Raw genomic sequence first — 18,774 nt, 5'->3', positions numbered from 1 at the left:
ATAAAAACGCTCTTTATAATAAAGGAATTTCCACTGTCGAGCACTATCAGACCACGTACACACAACAAAATTCACTGATTGAGACCACACAATGCATATTTTTGGCAAATTGTTAGGTGCTTTTTTTGGCATGCTATTTGGAGGCCCACTTGGTCTCCTGTTCGGTTTATTTATCGGCCACCAATTTGATAAAGCGCGTCGCTTAGCGAGTATGGGCTACCGCACCGGCGGTTTTGGTGGCTTTTCTGGTCCTAAGCAAGACCAACAGATGCAGGAAGAGTTTTTTCGTGCCGCATTCTCGGTTATGGGACACGTAGCCAAAGCAAAAGGACAGGTAGAGAAAGCCGAGATTGAGCTTGCCTCGACGATGATGGATCGTATGAGCCTGCATGGCGATCAGCGTCGTGCGGCTCAAGACGCTTTTCGCGAGGGTAAAGAGAGTGACTTCCCTCTCGAGAGCGTGTTAGAGCGAGTGCAAGTTGCGGCGCATAATCGTTTTGACCTTAAACAGTTTTTCCTCGAGCTCCAAGTGTCGGCAGCATTTGCTGATGGTGAGGTTCACCCAGGTCAGCGTCAGGTATTGCATCGCGTTGCACAGGGGTTAGGCTTTTCATCTGGCCAGCTTGAGCAGCGCTTGCGCATGCAAGAGGCCGCGTTTCGTTTTCAGCAGGGTGGATTTGGTGGTCAGCATCAAGGGTCGCACCAGCACCAGGGTAACTGGCAGCAAGCCCCAAGCCGAGATCAGTTGGGTGATGCGTTCAAGGTGCTGGGTATCGAAGAGAGTGCTGATGCACGTACTGTGAAGCGCGCCTATCGCAAACTAATGAATGAGCATCATCCGGATAAATTGATGGCGAAAGGCTTGCCGCCAGAGATGATGAGTGTGGCGAAGGAAAAAGCGCAAGAGATCCAAAATGCTTATGACTTAATTAAGAAAGAGAAAGGCTTTAAGTAACGCGGGACACAAAGAACAAAAAAGGCGAGTCATGCACTGACTCGCCTTTTTTGTTTTAGCTTGAAACTTACTTGCGCACGGCAATCGCTTCAATCTCAATACCCACATCTTTTGGCAGGCGAGCCACCTCAACACATGAGCGTGCTGGGTAGTTAGCCACGTTGTGCTCATCAAAGAACTTACCGTAAACCTCGTTAACCGTACCGAAGTCATTAAGATCTTTAACAAATACCGTCATCTTAACAATGTCTGTTACGCTCAAACCAGAAGACTCTACCACGGCCTTCACATTGTCTAGCGACTGACGTGCTTGCTCAGCGATATCTGCTGACACTTCACCTGTAGCTGGGTTTACTGGGATTTGGCCTGAAGTCAGAACCATGTTACCTAGGTCAACGCCTTGAACGTATGGGCCGATCGCTGCTGGTGCAGACTCAGTGTGAAGAACTTTAGTCATCAGTTTTTTCCAATTGTGATTAAGGATTAAAAAGTCAGTGTGCCGTCAATTAACGCAGACGTAAAGCAAAATACCATGCAACCTCAGTTATGAGGAGGGAGCGCTGTGTTTCGAGAAGCTCGCAGCGTGCGTTGAACCACACTCGCCTCTCGCTTCTCGACTCCCGCCTCTTTCCCCGGGGGAAATGTTATCTTTCAGTGACGATTTCGCGCGAGAAGACCTTTTCGCAGTATTTACATTTCAAGCGGATATCTTGTTGCTTCTCGATCACGCTAAAGCTGGTCTCAACCGGCTCATTGTGGGTAATACAGTTCGAGTTTGGACACTCAAACACATCGTGCACCTGTTTTGGCAGAACCAAAGGCAGCTTGCGCGTAACCTGATAATTTTCGATTTGATTCACGGTCGCGTTTGGCGCGTAAAGGGCAAGTTTGTTGGCTTGCTCTTCGTTGATATAGACGTTTTCGATCTTGAGCAGATCTTTGCTGCCCAGAGCAGAAGATGGCAAGTTAAGGCCAATCGTGACGCGTTGGTTTGACTTGTCCATATCAAACAGCTTGATCACCTTGATGCCAACTTGGGCTGGAATATGGTCAATAACGGTGCCGTTTTTAATCGCTTCTACCTGCAATTGGTTATCTTTAGTCATTGTCTTCACTCCATTACAAGGTTTCGTTTAGCACGAGTGCCAACAGTGCTTCGCGGGCGTAAACGCCATTCTCTGCTTGCTCAAAGTAGTAAGCGTGCGGGGTCTTATCCACATCCACCGTGATCTCATCGACGCGTGGCAATGGGTGAAGCACTTTAAGGTTGCTCTTAGCGTCTTTTAACGTCTCAGCTGTTAGGATATAAGCGGACTTGATGTGTGCGTACTCAGACTCATCAAAACGCTCTTTTTGTACGCGCGTCATGTAGAGAATATCCAGCTCAGGTACCACGCTCTCCATATCATTATGCAGGCTGTAGCGGATGCCTGCCTCATCGAGCTCCTCGCAGATATAATCCGGCATAGCTAGCGCATCAGGCGCGATAAAGAAGAAGCGCACGTTATCGAATTTAGCCAGAGCCTGAGTCAGAGAGTGGACAGTACGACCGTATTTTAGGTCGCCAACAAAGGCCACATTGAGGTTATCCAGGCGACCTTGCGTCTCTGCGATGCTGTAGAGATCAAGCAGGGTTTGCGTTGGGTGTTGGTTGGCACCGTCGCCTGCGTTGATGACTGGCACACCATTAGAAAACTCAGAGGCCAGACGTGCGGCACCTTCTTGCGGGTGGCGCATAACGAACGCGTCCACATAGGAAGAGATCACCTGCACAGAGTCAGCCAGTGTCTCGCCTTTTTTGGCCAGAGACGTATTACCGCCGCTATCAAAGCCGATCACATCACCACCGATGCGTTGGATCGCAGTCTCGAACGATAGACGTGTTCGAGTCGAAGGCTCAAAGAAGCAACTTGCGATAACCTTATTCTTGATAAGCTCAGGACGCTGGTTCGCCTTCAATTGGCCAGCCGTTTCAACGATTAACTCAAGCTCCTGACGTGAAAGCTCAGGGATTGAGATAATGTGCTTTTTGTATAGAGAGTTAGTCATGGTGATATTCCCTGGTGAAAAGCCATAAAAAAGCCCCCCGTTGTGGGAGGCTTAGAATATGAACAATGAGGAGTGAAAACAACGTGCTTTCAGTGCGATCTGACCAACGTTAAGTAATCGTTTGCGTTGCATGAAAGCCCTCCTCAAAACTGGCGCTGATTATAGCGCTAAATCAGCCGTTTTTGCCAGTCTTGTCGTGACTATTCGTTTACTTGGTCACTAATTGACTTCTCTCTTCTCGTGATACGCGGTTTAGCCTCCTTTGTACCCCTTTATCACCTTTTGGATCATGGGTGACCAAAAGCGTCAAAAGCAGTACCGCCACTCATTATACGAGCGGATTTTTAGCCGAGAGTGGCGACCATCACCGCTTTGATGGTGTGCATGCGATTCTCTGCCTGATCGAACACGATGGAGGCCGGTGACTCAAACACGTCCTCGGTGACTTCAAGCCCATTCATGCCGTATTTCTCTGCTACCTGCTTACCAATCGTCGTCTCATCATTATGGAAAGCGGGCAGACAGTGCATAAATTTGACCTTTGGGTTACCGGTAGCCTCAAGCACCGATTGGTTGACTTGGTAAGGTGTCATCAGCGCGACGCGCTCATCCCAAGCCTGCTCCGACTCGCCCATCGACACCCAAACGTCGGTGTAGAGGAAGTCACAGCCAGCCACGCCAGCTTTGACATCCTCGGTGAGGGTGATGGTTGCGCCGGTTTGCTCGGCGATGGTCATGCAGGTATCGATCAGTGCTTGCTCAGGCCAGAAGGCTTTTGGTGCTACAAGGCGAATATCCATGCCCATCTTGGCGGCACCGACCATTAATGAGTTGCCCATATTGTTGCGCGCATCACCTAGATAGGCAAAGCTGATCTGGCTTAGCTGCTTGTCACGCGCATGTTCTTGCATGGTCAGAAAGTCGGCCAGGATTTGCGTAGGGTGGAACTCATTGGTCAGGCCGTTCCACACTGGGACGCCAGCATGATCCGCCAGCTCTTCAACAATCTCCTGGCCAAAGCCACGATACTCGATGCCATCGTACATGCGACCGAGAACGCGAGCAGTATCTTTCATCGACTCTTTATGGCCAATTTGTGACCCAGAGGGACCGATATAGGAAACCTGAGCGCCTTGGTCAAAGGCCGCAACCTCGAAAGCACAACGCGTGCGAGTTGAGGATTTCTCAAAGATCAGGGCAATGTTTTTGCCCGTTAGCTTCGGTTGCTCGCTGCCTGCGTACTTAGCCTTTTTTAGGTCAGTGGATAGGTCGAGAAGAAATTGGATCTCGGTGGGTGAGAAGTCCAATAGCTTAACAAAATTACGATTACGAAGATTAAAGGCCATATTCTATTCCTTGAAACACACAGTAGTGACAGTAAAGCATACAAATGCAGTTTATGTGAATTATTATTTCAAATAAAAGCGGCATTTAATTAAAAATGCCGCTTCTACTACATAGTTATTCCTTTTTGTTTAGAGATTCTCCTCGGCAAACTCTGCCAGACGGCTGCGCACCACCCCGTTGAGGTGAATATTGGCGCTGCCCTCAAAGTTTTTGAATCGCTCGACCATGTAGGTCAGGCCTGAGGTCACCGGTGTTAGGTAGGGGGAGTCGATTTGGGCCAGGTTGCCCGAGCAGACAATCTTGGTGCCCTCACCACAGCGAGTGATGATGGTTTTTATCTGCGACGCAGTCAGGTTTTGACACTCGTCGAGCAATACAAAGGCGTTTTGAATTGAGCGTCCGCGCATAAAGTTGATCGACTTGAACTGGATATTGGCTTTATCGCAGATGTACTTGAGTGAGCCCTCGGTGCAGTGATCATTTTTGTGCAGCGCCTCAAGCGTGTCGGTAATAGCGGCGAGCCAAGGCATCATCTTCTCTTCTTCCGTGCCGGGAAGAAAGCCTATTGACTCACCAATATCTGGGGTGTTTCGGGTGACGATGATCTTATCAAACAGGCCGCGCTCGATGCTTTGCTCAAGTGCGCTGGCCATAGCGAGTAATGTTTTCCCGCTGCCGGCTGCGCCAGTGAGAATAACCAAATCGATATCAGGGTCAAGCAGCGCATCGAGTGCCATCGCTTGGTAGATGTTTTTTGGCGTGATATCCCAGGCTCGGCGCGACATCATGCGCTCACGACTGAGGTCACGCACAGTGACGGTCTCACAGTCAATCTCTTCAACTCTGCCTGCAAAGTCACTCTCTTCATCTATCACGTACTGATTGATAAAGGTGGGTTCAAACGGTGCTCTTGGAAGGGTGTGCAGGGTTCTGCTACCCAAACGGCGACTCTCTACCTGGTCGATATGTTGCCAGAAGCTTCCTTCGCAGCGTTGAAAGCCTTTGGTTAGGTAGCGCACATCATCAATCAGTTGGTCGGTACGATAATCCTCAACAAAGCGCACTCCGGCGCCTTTGGCGCGTAGGCGCATATTGATGTCCTTGGTGACCAAGACAACCTCACGTGGGGCGCGCTTATTTTGTAGGTAGATGGTTGCGTTGAGAATGCGATTGTCACCCTCTTTATCGGCAAAGGCTTTGACGGTTTCTTGCAAAACATAATCGGCAAGGATTGCGATGGTTCCTGAGCTGTGTTGCTGGCGGTTAATTGGGATCCCCTCAGAGATTTGGTCTGGGGTAGCGTCTCTAAACAGGTCTTCTAGTGCGCGTATTGCGACTCGAGCATCACGTGCGATATCACGCTTGCTATCTTTAATGCGGTCTAACTCTTCGAGGACGGTCATCGGGATGACCACGTCATGTTCTTGGAAGGAAAAAATAGCGAGAGGTTCGTGAAGCAGGATGTTGGTATCGAGGACAAACAGTTTGCGATCAGTATCGCCCATAAGCATCTCCTTGCCTTTGGCAGCGCAGTAATCTTGTCAGCCAAGTGGCTGACATATGGCGGTAAAGCGGCGATGTCGACGAGAATGCTAGGTCGGCCGTGAGCTCGCCGATTTACTCTTTGCTCATCTTCTTAAAAATGAGCATTCCTCACTCCTATTATAGCGAGGCTTGTAAATAACATAACCGTTGCTTTTTTACAGCTTGATTACATTCAAATTTCGCCAAAAAAATCTAACCGGATCACGTGACCTCTATCACAGCTTCAAGTACCATTAGCCCCCTTTTTCTCCGCCATAACTCGCCTATATTTACTAGGGTGTTTTGCATTCGAACTGGCTGAGACAATAACCAAGCTCACCATCAATTATTCTTCAAACGAGGTAGTGTTTTCATGACATTTGCTATTGGGCAGCGCTGGATCAGCGATACGGAAAGCGATTTAGGCCTAGGAACCGTGGTCGCACTTGATGCACGCACAGTGACTCTAATGTTCGCCGCATCAGAGGATAATCGTGTCTACGCGAGAAATGATGCCCCCGTCACACGTGTAACTTTCAACACTGGTGATGTCATCGAGTCACAACAAGGCTGGACCTTGGTTGTTGAGGAAGTGATTGAGGAGAACGGGCTATTTAGCTACATCGGTACTCGTGAAGATACCCAGGAAGCTGGTGTTGAGCTGCGAGAAATTCTGCTAAGCAACCAAATTCGCTTTAATAAACCGCAAGACAAGCTCTATGCAGGCCAAGTGGACCGCATGGATAACTTTGTGCTTCGCTATCGCGCTCTGCAAAACCAGTATCAGCAGCACAAGAGCCCAATGCGCGGTCTGTGTGGTATGCGTGCGGGCCTTATCCCTCATCAGCTGTATATTGCTCATGAGGTGGGTCGCCGCCATGCCCCTCGCGTGCTTCTAGCCGATGAAGTAGGTTTGGGTAAAACCATTGAAGCAGGCATGATCATTCACCAACAAGTACTAGCAGGACGTGCTGAGCGTATTCTTATCGTGGTACCAGAAACCCTTCAGCACCAATGGTTGGTTGAGATGTTGCGCCGCTTTAATCTGCACTTCTCTATCTTCGATGAAGAGCGCTGTGTCGAGGCATATGCCGAGGCGGATAACCCGTTTGATACTCAGCAGTTGGTGTTGTGTTCACTCGACTTCCTCCGCAAAAGCCGCAAGCGCTTTGAGCAAGCGCTTGAGGGTGACTGGGACTTGCTCGTCGTGGATGAGGCGCACCACCTCGAATGGAGTGAAGATAAGCCGAGTCGTGAATATCAGGTGATTGAAGGCCTTGCTGAGCGCACGCCGGGCGTATTACTTCTCACTGCAACACCAGAGCAGCTTGGGCGCGAGAGCCACTTTGCTCGCTTACGCCTGCTTGATGCTGATCGTTTCTATGACTATCAGGCATTTGTCGATGAAGAGGAGCAGTATGCTCCTGTCGCTGACGCTGTTGCCGCGCTGTTCACTGGTGAGCGACTTGCGGATGAAGCGAAGAACCAGATCACCGAACTGTTGTCAGAGCAAGACGTCGAGCCGCTGTTCCGCATCATTGAAAACGATGATGATGAGGAGTCGCAAGCCAATGCTCGTCAGGAGCTGATTGATAACCTGATGGACCGCCACGGTACCGGACGCGTGCTATTTCGTAACACCCGTGCCGCGATCAAAGGCTTTCCAAAGCGCATGGTTAACCTGATGCCAATGCCAATCCCATCTCAGTACAACACCTCAATGCGAGTGGCGGGCATGCTGGGTGGCAAGATGAGCGATGAGGCTCGCGCGGTGAAAAACCTTTATCCAGAAGAGATCTTTCAAGAGTTTGAAGGGGACGAGTCGAGCTGGTGGCAATTTGATCCACGTGTCGATTGGCTGATTGATAAGGTAAAAGATAAGCGTGGCGACAAGATCTTAGTGATCGCCTCACGAGCAGCAACGGCACTGCAACTTGAGCAGGCATTGCGCGAGCGCGAGGGGATCCGAGCAACCGTATTCCATGAAGGAATGTCGATTCTTGAGCGTGATAAGGCCGCGGCTTACTTCGCTCAGGAAGAGGGCGGGGCACAGGTATTGATCTGTAGTGAGATTGGCTCGGAAGGACGCAACTTCCAGTTTGCTAGTCAATTGGTGATGTTCGATCTACCGTTTAACCCGGATCTGCTGGAGCAGCGTATCGGCCGCTTAGATCGTATCGGTCAGCGTAACGATATTGATGTTCACGTGCCTTACCTTGAGGGCACCTCACAAGGCATTTTAGCCCGCTGGTTTAATGAAGGCTTGAATGCCTTTGCTGAAACCTGTCCAACTGGTCGTATGGTTTATGAGCTGCACGCGGATGCACTGATCAAGATGCTGGCCTCGGGGGATACCTCTGAGCTGGACGGGGTCATTGAGGCATCGGCGAAGATGAACCAAGAGCTCCAAGCACAACTAGAGCAAGGTCGTGATCGCTTACTAGAGATGCACTCAAACGGTGGCGAAAAGGCGCAGAAGATCGTTGATCAAATCGCAGCCACCGATGGTGATATTAACCTAGTTACCTTTGCCCTGAGTTTGTTTGACACCATTGGCCTTAACCAAGATGACAAAGGCGAGAATGCCCTAGTCGTTACGCCATCTGAGCATATGCTAGTACCAAGCTACCCTGGCTTGCCGTATGAAGGTGCGACGATCACCTTTGATCGCGAAACTGCACTCTCGCGCGAGGATATGAACTTTATCAGCTGGGAACACCCGATGATCCAAGGTGGTATCGACCTTATTATGAGTGAGGGTGTCGGCACGTCGGCGGTCTCTCTACTTAAGAACAAGGCGCTGCCTGTGGGTACGATTCTGATTGAGCTTATCTACTGCGTGGATGCCCAGGCACCAAAACGTACTGGTATCAGTCGTTTCTTGCCGAAAACGCCGATCCGTTTGATGATTGATCAGCGTGGTAACGATCTATCGGCGCAGGTGGAGTTTGATAGCTTTAACCGCCAGTTGAGCCCAGTGAATCGTCACTTGGCAAGCAAACTGGTTAATTCAGTCCAAGCTCAGATCCACACCATGATCGAAGCGGGCGATAAAGCGGTGGTTGAGCCGATTGAGCAGATCCGCCAGCAGGCCAAACAAGAGATGCACGCCAGCCTCAATACCGAGCTAGAGCGCCTACAAGCACTGAAAGCGGTTAACCCAAATATCCGTGATGAGGAGCTTGAGGTCATCGAACAACAGATCACCCAGCTTGATGGTCTGATCGATAAAGCGCAGTACCAACTCGATTCACTACGCTTGATTGTGGTTTCGCACAACTAAAAAATAGATTCGAGAGGCGAGAAACGAGAGGCGAGTATGTCACCCCCTCGATTCTCGCTTCTCGACTCTCGCCTCTTAAATAGTTACATCAACCACTTCCACCAAATAAACACCGCTAAGAAGCCGAAGAGGTAGATTAGGCCAGCCTGGGATAAGCGTCTGAGGTTTTTGCTTACGGCGAGCTCTTTTGGTAGCTCGGTACGAGTGACCAGGATGTAGTTGAGCAGGGCAAACACTGGCGTGGTCATAAATGCCATCACCATGGCGAAGTCGAGCATAGGCATAAGAGCCGACATCAAGAACATAATGATGCCAAACGCACAGCCTGAGACGATCACCATCCAAGCTAAGGTCACCTTAGGGTTGGCTTGTGGCTGCTTCATCAATAAGCGCTGTGACTCTGAGATCACTCGTGAGTAGCCATCAATCACCGTAATTGTGCTGCCGAAGATACAGAAGAAGGCGATCACGGCGATGAGCATGCGTGACCATTCACCGATGGTTGAAGCATACAAACCAACCAGCTGGTGGGTAAAGCCAACACCGGAAGCTGCGAGGTCAACACCACTGCCATGGATCACCAGAGCACCAAGTGCAACAAAGAATAAAGCCAATAGTGCTGTGCCGATGTAACCAACATTAAAGTCGAACAGGGCTGATTTGGCGGTGACTTGGGTATGGCGCTGCTGACTTTTTAGCCACATTGAGGTGATACTTGAAATCTCGATCGGTGCTGGCATCCAGCCCATGGTCGCCACCAAAAAGCCAATCGCGGCGATAGACCAAGGAGAAGGCGATTGAAAATCAGCTGCAGGCTCGACCGGATTGCCCATCGCGATCACGACCGCAATGATGGTCGCCACTGTCAAGCACGCCATAATGATCTTGGACAGGGTATCGAGAGCCTTGTAGTGGCCGGCAAATAGGATAGCCAAGCAGATGATCAGCACACTCGCTGTTGATACAGGGGTGCTTAGATCGAAGGGAACAAAGTAATTAAGCAAGCTAGCGCTAAATAGGGCGAGAGCAGCAGTATTAACAATTGCCGAAACCGTGCTTAAAATAACAAAGATCCATAGGTAGGGCTTACCCAGTTCAGAGTAGCCCTCAACCAGGCTTTTGCCTGTGCCAACCGTAAATTGTACACCTGCCTTAAAGAAGGGATATTTAAATAGATTAACTAGCAGGATCAGACCAGCAAGTTGCCAGCCGTAAATCGCCCCAGCTTTGGTTGAGGCAACCAAATGTGAGCCACCGACTGCGGCGGCGGCCATCATAACCCCTGGGCCTAGAGAGCGAATAAACTGAGACCAGCCACTGCGGATTGGTGAAGGTGCACCTGATACACTTTCCATGTTCCTAAATTCCTTTTTATTATTGTCAACCAATTACACAAATATCATACTGTTAATTAGTGTCAATTATTAATTACATTGAAGTTTACACTTGTGATATTCAGCGATTTGTTCCCCGCTTTACTGTTGCTATAATCCGCGCCCACTTCCTTGTTTAGAGACTGGCTATGGCAATGCTTGAATACACCCCTCCTTGCGACCCTTGGATCGATATTGTCTATGAAGATGATTTTATCCTCGTAGCCAATAAGCCTTCAGGCTTGCTCTCCGTGCCGGGGCGTCTGGAAGAGCACTACGACAGCATGTGGAGTCGCCTTGAGCAGGAGTATCCTGGTATTCAGGTTATTCACCGCTTGGATATGTCGACATCCGGTTTGATGCTGTTTGCCAAAGATAAGGCGAGCGAGAGTGCGCTGAAGAAACAGTTTCAATTCCGCTTAACTCACAAGGTTTACTATGCTCGAGTATGGGGGCACCCTGAGCATGACAGTGGTGAAGTGGATCTGCCACTGATTTGTGATTGGCCAAACAGACCCCGGCAAAAGGTCTGTTTTGAAGATGGCAAGCCATCACAAACGCTTTATCAGGTGGTAAGGCACGAAGAACAAACCAGTATTATCCGTTTGTTGCCGATCACTGGTCGATCGCACCAATTGCGTGTGCATATGCAGGCGCTGGGGCATCCGATTGTGGGGGATGAGTTTTACTCTGAGGGTGAGGCGCTCGCTTTCTCAGACCGCCTTGAGCTGCACGCGGCTGAGTTGAGCTATTACCACCCGAACTCGCAGCAATTGAAGACCACCTTCGTGCCATGTGATTTCTACCCGCAGGCTAAGCCAATGATCTTTACCTTTTTTGATCCTGTGAGAGAATTGCCCGATTACAAGACACTGCCTAAATGCTAGTTACCGTCTATTAATCCAACCCTGGCAGTGCATAGGAGTTTGTATGTCGCTGCCCAAAGTAGTGTTTCTTGATACTGCCACCATCCCTGATCATATTGTCATACCCAAGTTATCTTTTCCTCACCAGTGGGTCGAATACGACTTCACGCCACCCGAGCTGGCTCGTGAACGAATTGCGGATGCGGAGATTGTTTTGACCAATAAAGTCTATCTAGGTCATGAGCAACTCACTGGCCTCTCAAAGCTGCGCCTGATTGCGGTTTCTGCCACTGGGTATAACAATGTCGATATTGACTACTGTCAGCAACATTCGATTGCCGTGACCAATGTGCGAGGCTACGCCCATCAATCGGTGCCTGAGCATGTTATCGCGATGATGTTTGCGCTAAGACGCAACCTAATCGGCTATCATCAAGACATTGCTCGAGGAGAGTGGCAGCGTAATAAACAGTTCTGCTTCTTTACCCATTCGATTGGCGATATTGCAGGAAGTACCATGGGGGTGATTGGCTCGGGAGTATTAGGCCAGGCAACCGCTAAACTTGCCAGAGCCTTAGGTATGAGGGTGTTACTTGCCGAGCGTAAAGAAGAGAAAAATTGTCGAGCTGGTTATCACCCGTTTGAGCAGGTACTGGCGCAGTCTGATGTATTAACGCTGCATTGCCCATTGACTGCCGACACAGCCAACTTGATTGCTGCCGAGCAGTTTGCACAAATGAAGCCGAACGCGATCGTGATTAATACTGGGCGCGGTGGGTTGGTTAATGAGCAAGACTTAGTCGCTGCGCTTAAAACAGGAAAAATTGCCGCTGCGGGTGTGGATGTCTTCACCCAAGAGCCCGCTGATATCACCAACCCATTACTCGATAACGCACATTTACCTAACTTGCTTTTGACACCACATGTCGCGTGGGGGAGTGATAGTGCGATTCAGGCGCTGGCTAACATTTTGATCGACAATGTTGAGAGATTCGAGCGTGGTGAGCAACACAACCGCGTCGTATAAAGGCAGAGGCGAGAAGCGAGTGGTTAATAAACTTAAGCTCCTCGCGTCTGGGTTTATTTGGTGTTTGGTAATACTACGACTTTGGTTTTGGCCCACATGTCGTGGAAGCCACGTTTTTGTGGGTCCAGTGGTACGGTAAGGTTCGCTAGACCAAACGCGGAAGTGGCGATACGAATCAAGGCTTGGGTCAGGGTTATTTTGCCGCCCTCTTGATTGACCAACTGGAGACGCCAGGCACGCATGCCAAGAGTTTGTCCTGCTTTGATCCAGAAGAAACTAAAGAAGCCGACCCAGACAGTAGCAAGGTATAAGGCAAACAGTGGGCTCCATATCGGGTGATTAGAAAGTAAATCGCCAGCATCTATATAGTGACCATAACTGATAACCCCTAATGAGATGCCCGCCATCAAAACAGCGACAATTATACCTGCAGCGATCATTTCAATCGCAATTATGATTAGTGCATCGTAAAAGAGAGCAGCAAAGCGGCGCATAAGTCCGGCTGTTGGGTAGTCCTTTATTGTGTTCATTGTTTTTCGATTATTGTTGTTCGTGTAATCAGCATACAAAATCCTACCCTTGGGAGGAAGAGATTGTCGATTTCGCAGGCTTTGCGAGCAAATAATCAGCAGTCGAGCAAAAGCATCAATTTTAAGGGTTGCGTTCGTTTCGCTGTTACGTATAATGCACAACACAAAGACGGGGCAGTCCGTTAAAGCCGGTGTGGTGAAATTGGTATACACGACGGATTCAAAATCCGTTGCCTTCGGGCGTGGCGGTTCAAGTCCGCCCACCGGTACCATCTTTCGATAAAGAGGACATCTCGATGTCCTCTTTATTTTTCTCTAAGATTTGCTGGAAAGCAGCTTGAGAAAAAGTGAAAAAAAGAGTTGACTCTGAGTTTTCACAGCGTATCATACGCATCCCCAACGACGAGGTGTTAAGCCAAGCGTTAGTTGGAAAGCTCTTTAAAAATATAAACCTATCAATCTGTGTGGGCACTCGTTGATGATAATCGAAAATGATTCTTCGGAATCAACTTAGATTTCAATGAAACGAAGTGACCATTACGAATCGCAAGATTCGGCACAGTCAATTCAAACATTACTTTATGTAATGTTCAGTATTCATTGAGTCACAAAACTTTAAATTGAAGAGTTTGATCATGGCTCAGATTGAACGCTGGCGGCAGGCCTAACACATGCAAGTCGAGCGGCAGCGACAGATACAATCCTTCGGGGGCGTTTCTGGGCGGCGAGCGGCGGACGGGTGAGTAATGCCTGGGAATATGCCTTGATGTGGGGGATAACTATTGGAAACGATAGCTAATACCGCATAATGCCCTTGTTTATAATGAACAGGAGCCAAAGAGGGGGACCTTCGGGCCTCTCGCGTCAAGATTAGCCCAGGTGGGATTAGCTAGTTGGTGAGGTAATGGCTCACCAAGGCGACGATCCCTAGCTGGTCTGAGAGGATGATCAGCCACACTGGAACTGAGACACGGTCCAGACTCCTACGGGAGGCAGCAGTGGGGAATATTGCACAATGGGCGCAAGCCTGATGCAGCCATGCCGCGTGTGTGAAGAAGGCCTTCGGGTTGTAAAGCACTTTCAGTCGTGAGGAAGGTATCGTAGTTAATAGCTGCGGTATTTGACGTTAGCGACAGAAGAAGCACCGGCTAACTCCGTGCCAGCAGCCGCGGTAATACGGAGGGTGCGAGCGTTAATCGGAATTACTGGGCGTAAAGCGCATGCAGGTGGATGATTAAGTCAGATGTGAAAGCCCGGGGCTCAACCTCGGAACAGCATTTGAAACTGGTCATCTAGAGTACTGTAGAGGGGGGTAGAATTTCAGGTGTAGCGGTGAAATGCGTAGAGATCTGAAGGAATACCGGTGGCGAAGGCGGCCCCCTGGACAGATACTGACACTCAGATGCGAAAGCGTGGGGAGCAAACAGGATTAGATACCCTGGTAGTCCACGCCGTAAACGATGTCTACTTGGAGGTTGTGGCCTTGAGCCGTGGCTTTCGGAGCTAACGCGTTAAGTAGACCGCCTGGGGAGTACGGTCGCAAGATTAAAACTCAAATGAATTGACGGGGGCCCGCACAAGCGGTGGAGCATGTGGTTTAATTCGATGCAACGCGAAGAACCTTACCTACTCTTGACATCCAGAGAACTTTCCAGAGATGGATTGGTGCCTTCGGGAACTCTGAGACAGGTGCTGCATGGCTGTCGTCAGCTCGTGTTGTGAAATGTTGGGTTAAGTCCCGCAACGAGCGCAACCCTTATCCTTGTTTGCCAGCGAGTAATGTCGGGAACTCCAGGGAGACTGCCGGTGATAAACCGGAGGAAGGTGGGGACGACGTCAAGTCATCATGGCCCTTACGAGTAGGGCTACACACGTGCTACAATGGCGCATACAGAGGGCAGCCAACTCGCGAGAGTGAGCGAATCCCAAAAAGTGCGTCGTAGTCCGGATTGGAGTCTGCAACTCGACTCCATGAAGTCGGAATCGCTAGTAATCGTAGATCAGAATGCTACGGTGAATACGTTCCCGGGCCTTGTACACACCGCCCGTCACACCATGGGAGTGGGCTGCAAAAGAAGTGGGTAGTTTAACCTTCGGGAGGACGCTCACCACTTTGTGGTTCATGACTGGGGTGAAGTCGTAACAAGGTAGCCCTAGGGGAACCTGGGGCTGGATCACCTCCTTATACGATGATTATTGCGATGAGTGTTCACACAGATTGATATGGTTTGTAAAAGAAAGAGTGATTTTACTGTTTAGGTAAAATCAAAATTGGGGGTCTGTAGCTCAGGTGGTTAGAGCGTTCGCCTGATAAGCGAGAGGTCGGTGGTTCAAGTCCACTCAGACCCACCAAATCTTTCCGTCTGCTGCGTCAACAAGCGCGTTGTGTACTGATGTACACGGCCTTACTTGTTTCCTTGCATACGAAAAGATTCCCAGTCTCAATGACTGTTTATGGATTTATCCATTGATGGGGCTATAGCTCAGCTGGGAGAGCGCCTGCCTTGCACGCAGGAGGTCAGCAGTTCGATCCTGCTTAGCTCCACCATCTTTAAGGGTTTTTCCTTAAGAATCTTTAAAAATGGTTCATTTAATTGAATCAAGCTCTTTAACAATTTGGAAAGCTGACGAATAACAACAATCCCCTTATCTTTTAGATAAGTGTTGTTATTCAAATAAAAGTTCTCAAATCCTAAGTCTTTAAGATTTAGGTACCAACACACATTCAAGTGTTCTTGGAAGTAGCGAAAGCTACTTAATATTTGAGTCCGGCAAAATCGAGTCTGCATCATGTTTAAATAATTGCAGACAACTTTGGTTGCTTATTTGTCTTCACTTTTCAAAGTGAAAGCAAAGAGACGACAACCTCAAGGTTTCTTTGAAACTCTTTGGGGTTGTATGGTTAAGTGACTAAGCGTACACGGTGGATGCCTTGGCAGTCAGAGGCGATGAAAGACGTAGTAACTTGCGATAAGCCCAGATTAGGTAGTAACAACCTTTGAGTCTGGGATTTCTGAATGGGGAAACCCACTCTCATAAGAGAGTATCACTAACTGAATACATAGGTTAGTGAGGCGAACCGGGGGAACTGAAACATCTAAGTACCCCGAGGAAAAGAAATCAACCGAGATTCCGAAAGTAGCGGCGAGCGAAATTGGATTAGCCCTTAAGCTTTTAATGATACAGGTGAAGCCTCTGGAAAGTGGCGCGATACAGGGTGATAGCCCCGTAACCGACATATCATAATCAGTGAAATCGAGTAGGGCGGGACACGTGATATCCTGTCTGAATATGGGGGGACCATCCTCCAAGGCTAAATACTACTGACTGACCGATAGTGAACCAGTACCGTGAGGGAAAGGCGAAAAGAACCCCTGTGAGGGGAGTGAAATAGAACCTGAAACCGTGTACGTACAAGCAGTAGGAGCACCTTCGTGGTGTGACTGCGTACCTTTTGTATAATGGGTCAGCGACTTATATTCAGTAGCGAGGTTAACCATCTAGGGGAGCCGTAGAGAAATCGAGTCTTAACTGGGCGTCGAGTTGCTGGATATAGACCCGAAACCAGGTGATCTAGCCATGGGCAGGTTGAAGGTTGAGTAACATCAACTGGAGGACCGAACCGACTAATGTTGAAAAATTAGCGGATGACTTGTGGCTAGGGGTGAAAGGCCAATCAAACCTGGAGATAGCTGGTTCTCCCCGAAATCTATTTAGGTAGAGCCTCGGACGAATACTACTGGGGGTAGAGCACTGTTAAGGCTAGGGGGTCATCCCGACTTACCAACCCTTTGCAAACTCCGAATACCAGTAAGTACTATCCGGGAGACACACGGCGGGTGCTAACGTCCGTCGTGGAGAGGGAAACAACCCAGACCGCCAGCTAAGGTCCCAAAGTATAGCTAAGTGGGAAACGATGTGGGAAGGCTTAGACAGCTAGGATGTTGGCTTAGAAGCAGCCATCATTTAAAGAAAGCGTAATAGCTCACTAGTCGAGTCGGCCTGCGCGGAAGATGTAACGGGGCTAAGCTATACACCGAAGCTGCGGCAATAACTTTTAGTTATTGGGTAGGGGAGCGTTCTGTAAGCCGTTGAAGGTGGACTGTAAGGTCTGCTGGAGGTATCAGAAGTGCGAATGCTGACATGAGTAACGATAAAGGGGGTGAAAAACCTCCTCGCCGGAAGACCAAGGGTTCCTGTCCAACGTTAATCGGGGCAGGGTAAGTCGACCCCTAAGGCGAGGCCGAAAGGCGTAGTCGATGGGAAACGGGTTAATATTCCCGTACTTCTTACAATTGCGATGGGGGGACGGAGAAGGCTAGGTGGGCCTGGCGACGGTTGTCCAGGTTCAAGTGCGTAGGCTTAAGAGTTAGGTAAATCCGGCTCTTTTTAAGGCTGAGACACGATGTCGAGCTACTACGGTAGTGAAGTCATTGATGCCATGCTTCCAGGAAAAGCCTCTAAGCTTCAGATTGTAAGGAATCGTACCCCAAACCGACACAGGTGGTCGGGTAGAGAATACCAAGGCGCTTGAGAGAACTCGGGTGAAGGAACTAGGCAAAATGGTACCGTAACTTCGGGAGAAGGTACGCTCCTCGCGGTGAAGTCCCTTGCGGATGGAGCTATGGGGAGTCGCAGATACCAGGTGGCTGCAACTGTTTATTAAAAACACAGCACTGTGCAAAATCGTAAGATGACGTATACGGTGTGACGCCTGCCCGGTGCCGGAAGGTTAATTGATGGGGTTAGACTTAGGTCGAAGCTCTTGATCGAAGCCCCGGTAAACGGCGGCCGTAACTATAACGGTCCTAAGGTAGCGAAATTCCTTGTCGGGTAAGTTCCGACCTGCACGAATGGCGTAATGATGGCCACGCTGTCTCCACCCGAGACTCAGTGAAATTGAAATCGCTGTGAAGATGCAGTGTACCCGCGGCTAGACGGAAAGACCCCGTGAACCTTTACTACAGCTTGGCACTGAACATTGAGCCTACATGTGTAGGATAGGTGGGAGGCTTTGAAACTAGTACGCCAGTATTAGTGGAGCCATCCTTGAAATACCACCCTTGTATGTTTGATGTTCTAACTTAGACCCCTTATCGGGGTTGAGGACAGTGCCTGGTGGGTAGTTTGACTGGGGCGGTCTCCTCCCAAAGAGTAACGGAGGAGCACGAAGGTGGGCTAATCACGGTTGGACATCGTGAGGTTAGTGCAATGGCATAAGCCCGCTTGACTGCGAGAATGACAATTCGAGCAGGTGCGAAAGCAGGTCATAGTGATCCGGTGGTTCTGTATGGAAGGGCCATCGCTCAACGGATAAAAGGTACTCCGGGGATAACAGGCTGATACCGCCCAAGAGTTCATATCGACGGCGGTGTTTGGCACCTCGATGTCGGCTCATCACATCCTGGGGCTGAAGTCGGTCCCAAGGGTATGGCTGTTCGCCATTTAAAGTGGTACGCGAGCTGGGTTTAGAACGTCGTGAGACAGTTCGGTCCCTATCTGCCGTGGGCGTTGGAAGATTGAAGGGGGCTGCTCCTAGTACGAGAGGACCGGAGTGGACGAACCTCTGGTGTTCGGGTTGTGTCGCCAGACGCATTGCCCGGTAGCTAAGTTCGGAATCGATAACCGCTGAAAGCATCTAAGCGGGAAGCGAGCCCTGAGATGAGTCTTCCCTGATACTTTAAGTATCCTTAAGGGTTGTTCGAGACTAGAACGTTGATAGGCAGGGTGTGTAAGCGTTGTGAGGCGTTGAGCTAACCTGTACTAATTGCCCGTGAGGCTTAACCATACAACACCCAAAGGGTTTTGATGGACTCAAAG

The 18,774-nt window shown here is 49.5% G+C and carries 11 protein-coding genes, 3 tRNA genes and 2 rRNA genes; 9 read left to right on the top strand and 7 right to left on the bottom strand.

Annotated elements, in window-relative coordinates:
* The first annotated feature begins 91 nt into the window (after nt 1-91).
* On the top strand, nt 92-955 hold the full coding sequence (gene djlA, locus ACZ5R2_RS00080; protein WP_464900287.1) for a co-chaperone DjlA: 864 nt from the start codon (nt 92-94) through the stop codon (nt 953-955).
* A gap of 67 nt (nt 956-1,022) precedes the next feature.
* On the opposite strand, the gene ACZ5R2_RS00075 is transcribed toward djlA, so the two are convergent.
* The 5 genes from ACZ5R2_RS00075 to ACZ5R2_RS00055 all read right to left on the bottom strand — a co-directional run bounded on the left by ACZ5R2_RS00075 (nt 1,023) and on the right by ACZ5R2_RS00055 (nt 5,856).
* Nucleotides 1,023-1,412 carry a RidA family protein gene (locus tag ACZ5R2_RS00075; RefSeq protein ID WP_438460432.1) on the bottom strand — a complete coding sequence of 130 codons (390 nt, stop codon included), beginning with the start codon at nt 1,410-1,412 and terminating at the stop codon, nt 1,023-1,025.
* Nucleotides 1,413-1,599: 187 nt separating this feature from the next.
* Nucleotides 1,600-2,061: an aspartate carbamoyltransferase regulatory subunit gene (pyrI, locus tag ACZ5R2_RS00070; protein ID WP_438460431.1), complete on the bottom strand. Its 462-nt coding sequence runs from the start codon at nt 2,059-2,061 to the stop codon at nt 1,600-1,602.
* A 13-nt stretch (nt 2,062-2,074) separates the two neighbouring features.
* Nucleotides 2,075-3,004 carry an aspartate carbamoyltransferase gene (gene pyrB / locus ACZ5R2_RS00065; RefSeq protein WP_438460430.1) on the bottom strand — a complete coding sequence of 310 codons (930 nt, stop codon included), beginning with the start codon at nt 3,002-3,004 and terminating at the stop codon, nt 2,075-2,077.
* Nucleotides 3,005-3,348: 344 nt separating this feature from the next.
* A complete protein-coding gene (locus ACZ5R2_RS00060) occupies nt 3,349-4,350 on the bottom strand; it encodes an ornithine carbamoyltransferase (RefSeq protein WP_464900286.1) in 1,002 nt (333 codons plus the stop codon).
* Nucleotides 4,351-4,479: 129 nt separating this feature from the next.
* Nucleotides 4,480-5,856, bottom strand: coding sequence for a PhoH family protein (locus ACZ5R2_RS00055; RefSeq protein WP_438460428.1), 1,377 nt, complete (start codon nt 5,854-5,856; stop codon nt 4,480-4,482).
* A 392-nt stretch (nt 5,857-6,248) separates the two neighbouring features.
* Here ACZ5R2_RS00055 and rapA point away from each other — a divergent pair, with 392 nt between their 5' ends.
* Entirely contained in the window at nt 6,249-9,158 is a 2,910-nt protein-coding gene (gene rapA / locus ACZ5R2_RS00050; RefSeq protein ID WP_464900285.1) for an RNA polymerase-associated protein RapA, read from the top strand.
* A gap of 83 nt (nt 9,159-9,241) precedes the next feature.
* Here the strand turns inward: rapA and ACZ5R2_RS00045 are convergent, their stop codons facing one another.
* Entirely contained in the window at nt 9,242-10,513 is a 1,272-nt protein-coding gene (locus ACZ5R2_RS00045) for an Nramp family divalent metal transporter (protein ID WP_464900284.1), read from the bottom strand.
* Between the two features lie 167 nt (nt 10,514-10,680).
* Between ACZ5R2_RS00045 and rluA the strand changes: the two genes are divergently transcribed.
* Both rluA and ACZ5R2_RS00035 read left to right on the top strand, forming a co-directional pair.
* On the top strand, nt 10,681-11,418 hold the full coding sequence (gene rluA, locus ACZ5R2_RS00040; protein WP_464900283.1) for a bifunctional tRNA pseudouridine(32) synthase/23S rRNA pseudouridine(746) synthase RluA: 738 nt from the start codon (nt 10,681-10,683) through the stop codon (nt 11,416-11,418).
* A 43-nt stretch (nt 11,419-11,461) separates the two neighbouring features.
* Complete coding sequence (locus ACZ5R2_RS00035) at nt 11,462-12,424, top strand: D-2-hydroxyacid dehydrogenase (protein WP_464900282.1); 963 nt, start codon at nt 11,462-11,464, stop codon at nt 12,422-12,424.
* Nucleotides 12,425-12,477: 53 nt separating this feature from the next.
* On the opposite strand, the gene ACZ5R2_RS00030 is transcribed toward ACZ5R2_RS00035, so the two are convergent.
* Nucleotides 12,478-12,954 carry an RDD family protein gene (locus ACZ5R2_RS00030; RefSeq protein WP_464900281.1) on the bottom strand — a complete coding sequence of 159 codons (477 nt, stop codon included), beginning with the start codon at nt 12,952-12,954 and terminating at the stop codon, nt 12,478-12,480.
* A gap of 187 nt (nt 12,955-13,141) precedes the next feature.
* Between ACZ5R2_RS00030 and ACZ5R2_RS00025 the strand changes: the two genes are divergently transcribed.
* The 5 genes from ACZ5R2_RS00025 (at nt 13,142) to ACZ5R2_RS00005 (ending at nt 18,742) form a co-directional block, all read left to right on the top strand.
* Nucleotides 13,142-13,226, top strand: a tRNA-Leu gene (locus ACZ5R2_RS00025).
* Between the two features lie 345 nt (nt 13,227-13,571).
* Nucleotides 13,572-15,139: ribosomal RNA gene (locus ACZ5R2_RS00020) — 16S ribosomal RNA — on the top strand.
* A 90-nt stretch (nt 15,140-15,229) separates the two neighbouring features.
* Nucleotides 15,230-15,306, top strand: a tRNA-Ile gene (locus ACZ5R2_RS00015).
* A 120-nt stretch (nt 15,307-15,426) separates the two neighbouring features.
* A tRNA-Ala gene (locus ACZ5R2_RS00010) sits at nt 15,427-15,502 on the top strand.
* A 352-nt stretch (nt 15,503-15,854) separates the two neighbouring features.
* Nucleotides 15,855-18,742 (top strand): 23S ribosomal RNA (locus ACZ5R2_RS00005).
* Together the 16S and 23S rRNA genes with 3 tRNA genes alongside form the textbook arrangement of a ribosomal RNA operon.
* Nucleotides 18,743-18,774 lie beyond the last annotated feature (32 nt).

It is taken from the genome of Vibrio sabulosilitoris, assembly GCF_055391395.1.
The sequence above is the reverse complement of the archived record's forward strand: the minus strand, read 5'-3'. Positions and strand labels throughout refer to the sequence as shown.

Bases quoted from the DNA above. Each gene is read 5' to 3' on its own strand.
- ACZ5R2_RS00030 (WP_464900281.1), bottom strand. From the start codon at position 12,954: ATGAACACAATAAAGGACTACCCAACAGCCGGACTTATGCGCCGCTTT.
- rluA (WP_464900283.1), top strand. From the start codon at position 10,681: ATGGCAATGCTTGAATACACCCCTCCTTGCGACCCTTGGATCGATATT.
- djlA (WP_464900287.1), top strand. From the start codon at position 92: ATGCATATTTTTGGCAAATTGTTAGGTGCTTTTTTTGGCATGCTATTT.
- ACZ5R2_RS00075 (WP_438460432.1), bottom strand. From the start codon at position 1,412: ATGACTAAAGTTCTTCACACTGAGTCTGCACCAGCAGCGATCGGCCCA.
- pyrB (WP_438460430.1), bottom strand. From the start codon at position 3,004: ATGACTAACTCTCTATACAAAAAGCACATTATCTCAATCCCTGAGCTT.
- rapA (WP_464900285.1), top strand. From the start codon at position 6,249: ATGACATTTGCTATTGGGCAGCGCTGGATCAGCGATACGGAAAGCGAT.
- ACZ5R2_RS00055 (WP_438460428.1), bottom strand. From the start codon at position 5,856: ATGGGCGATACTGATCGCAAACTGTTTGTCCTCGATACCAACATCCTG.
- ACZ5R2_RS00035 (WP_464900282.1), top strand. From the start codon at position 11,462: ATGTCGCTGCCCAAAGTAGTGTTTCTTGATACTGCCACCATCCCTGAT.
- pyrI (WP_438460431.1), bottom strand. From the start codon at position 2,061: ATGACTAAAGATAACCAATTGCAGGTAGAAGCGATTAAAAACGGCACC.
- ACZ5R2_RS00060 (WP_464900286.1), bottom strand. From the start codon at position 4,350: ATGGCCTTTAATCTTCGTAATCGTAATTTTGTTAAGCTATTGGACTTC.
- ACZ5R2_RS00045 (WP_464900284.1), bottom strand. From the start codon at position 10,513: ATGGAAAGTGTATCAGGTGCACCTTCACCAATCCGCAGTGGCTGGTCT.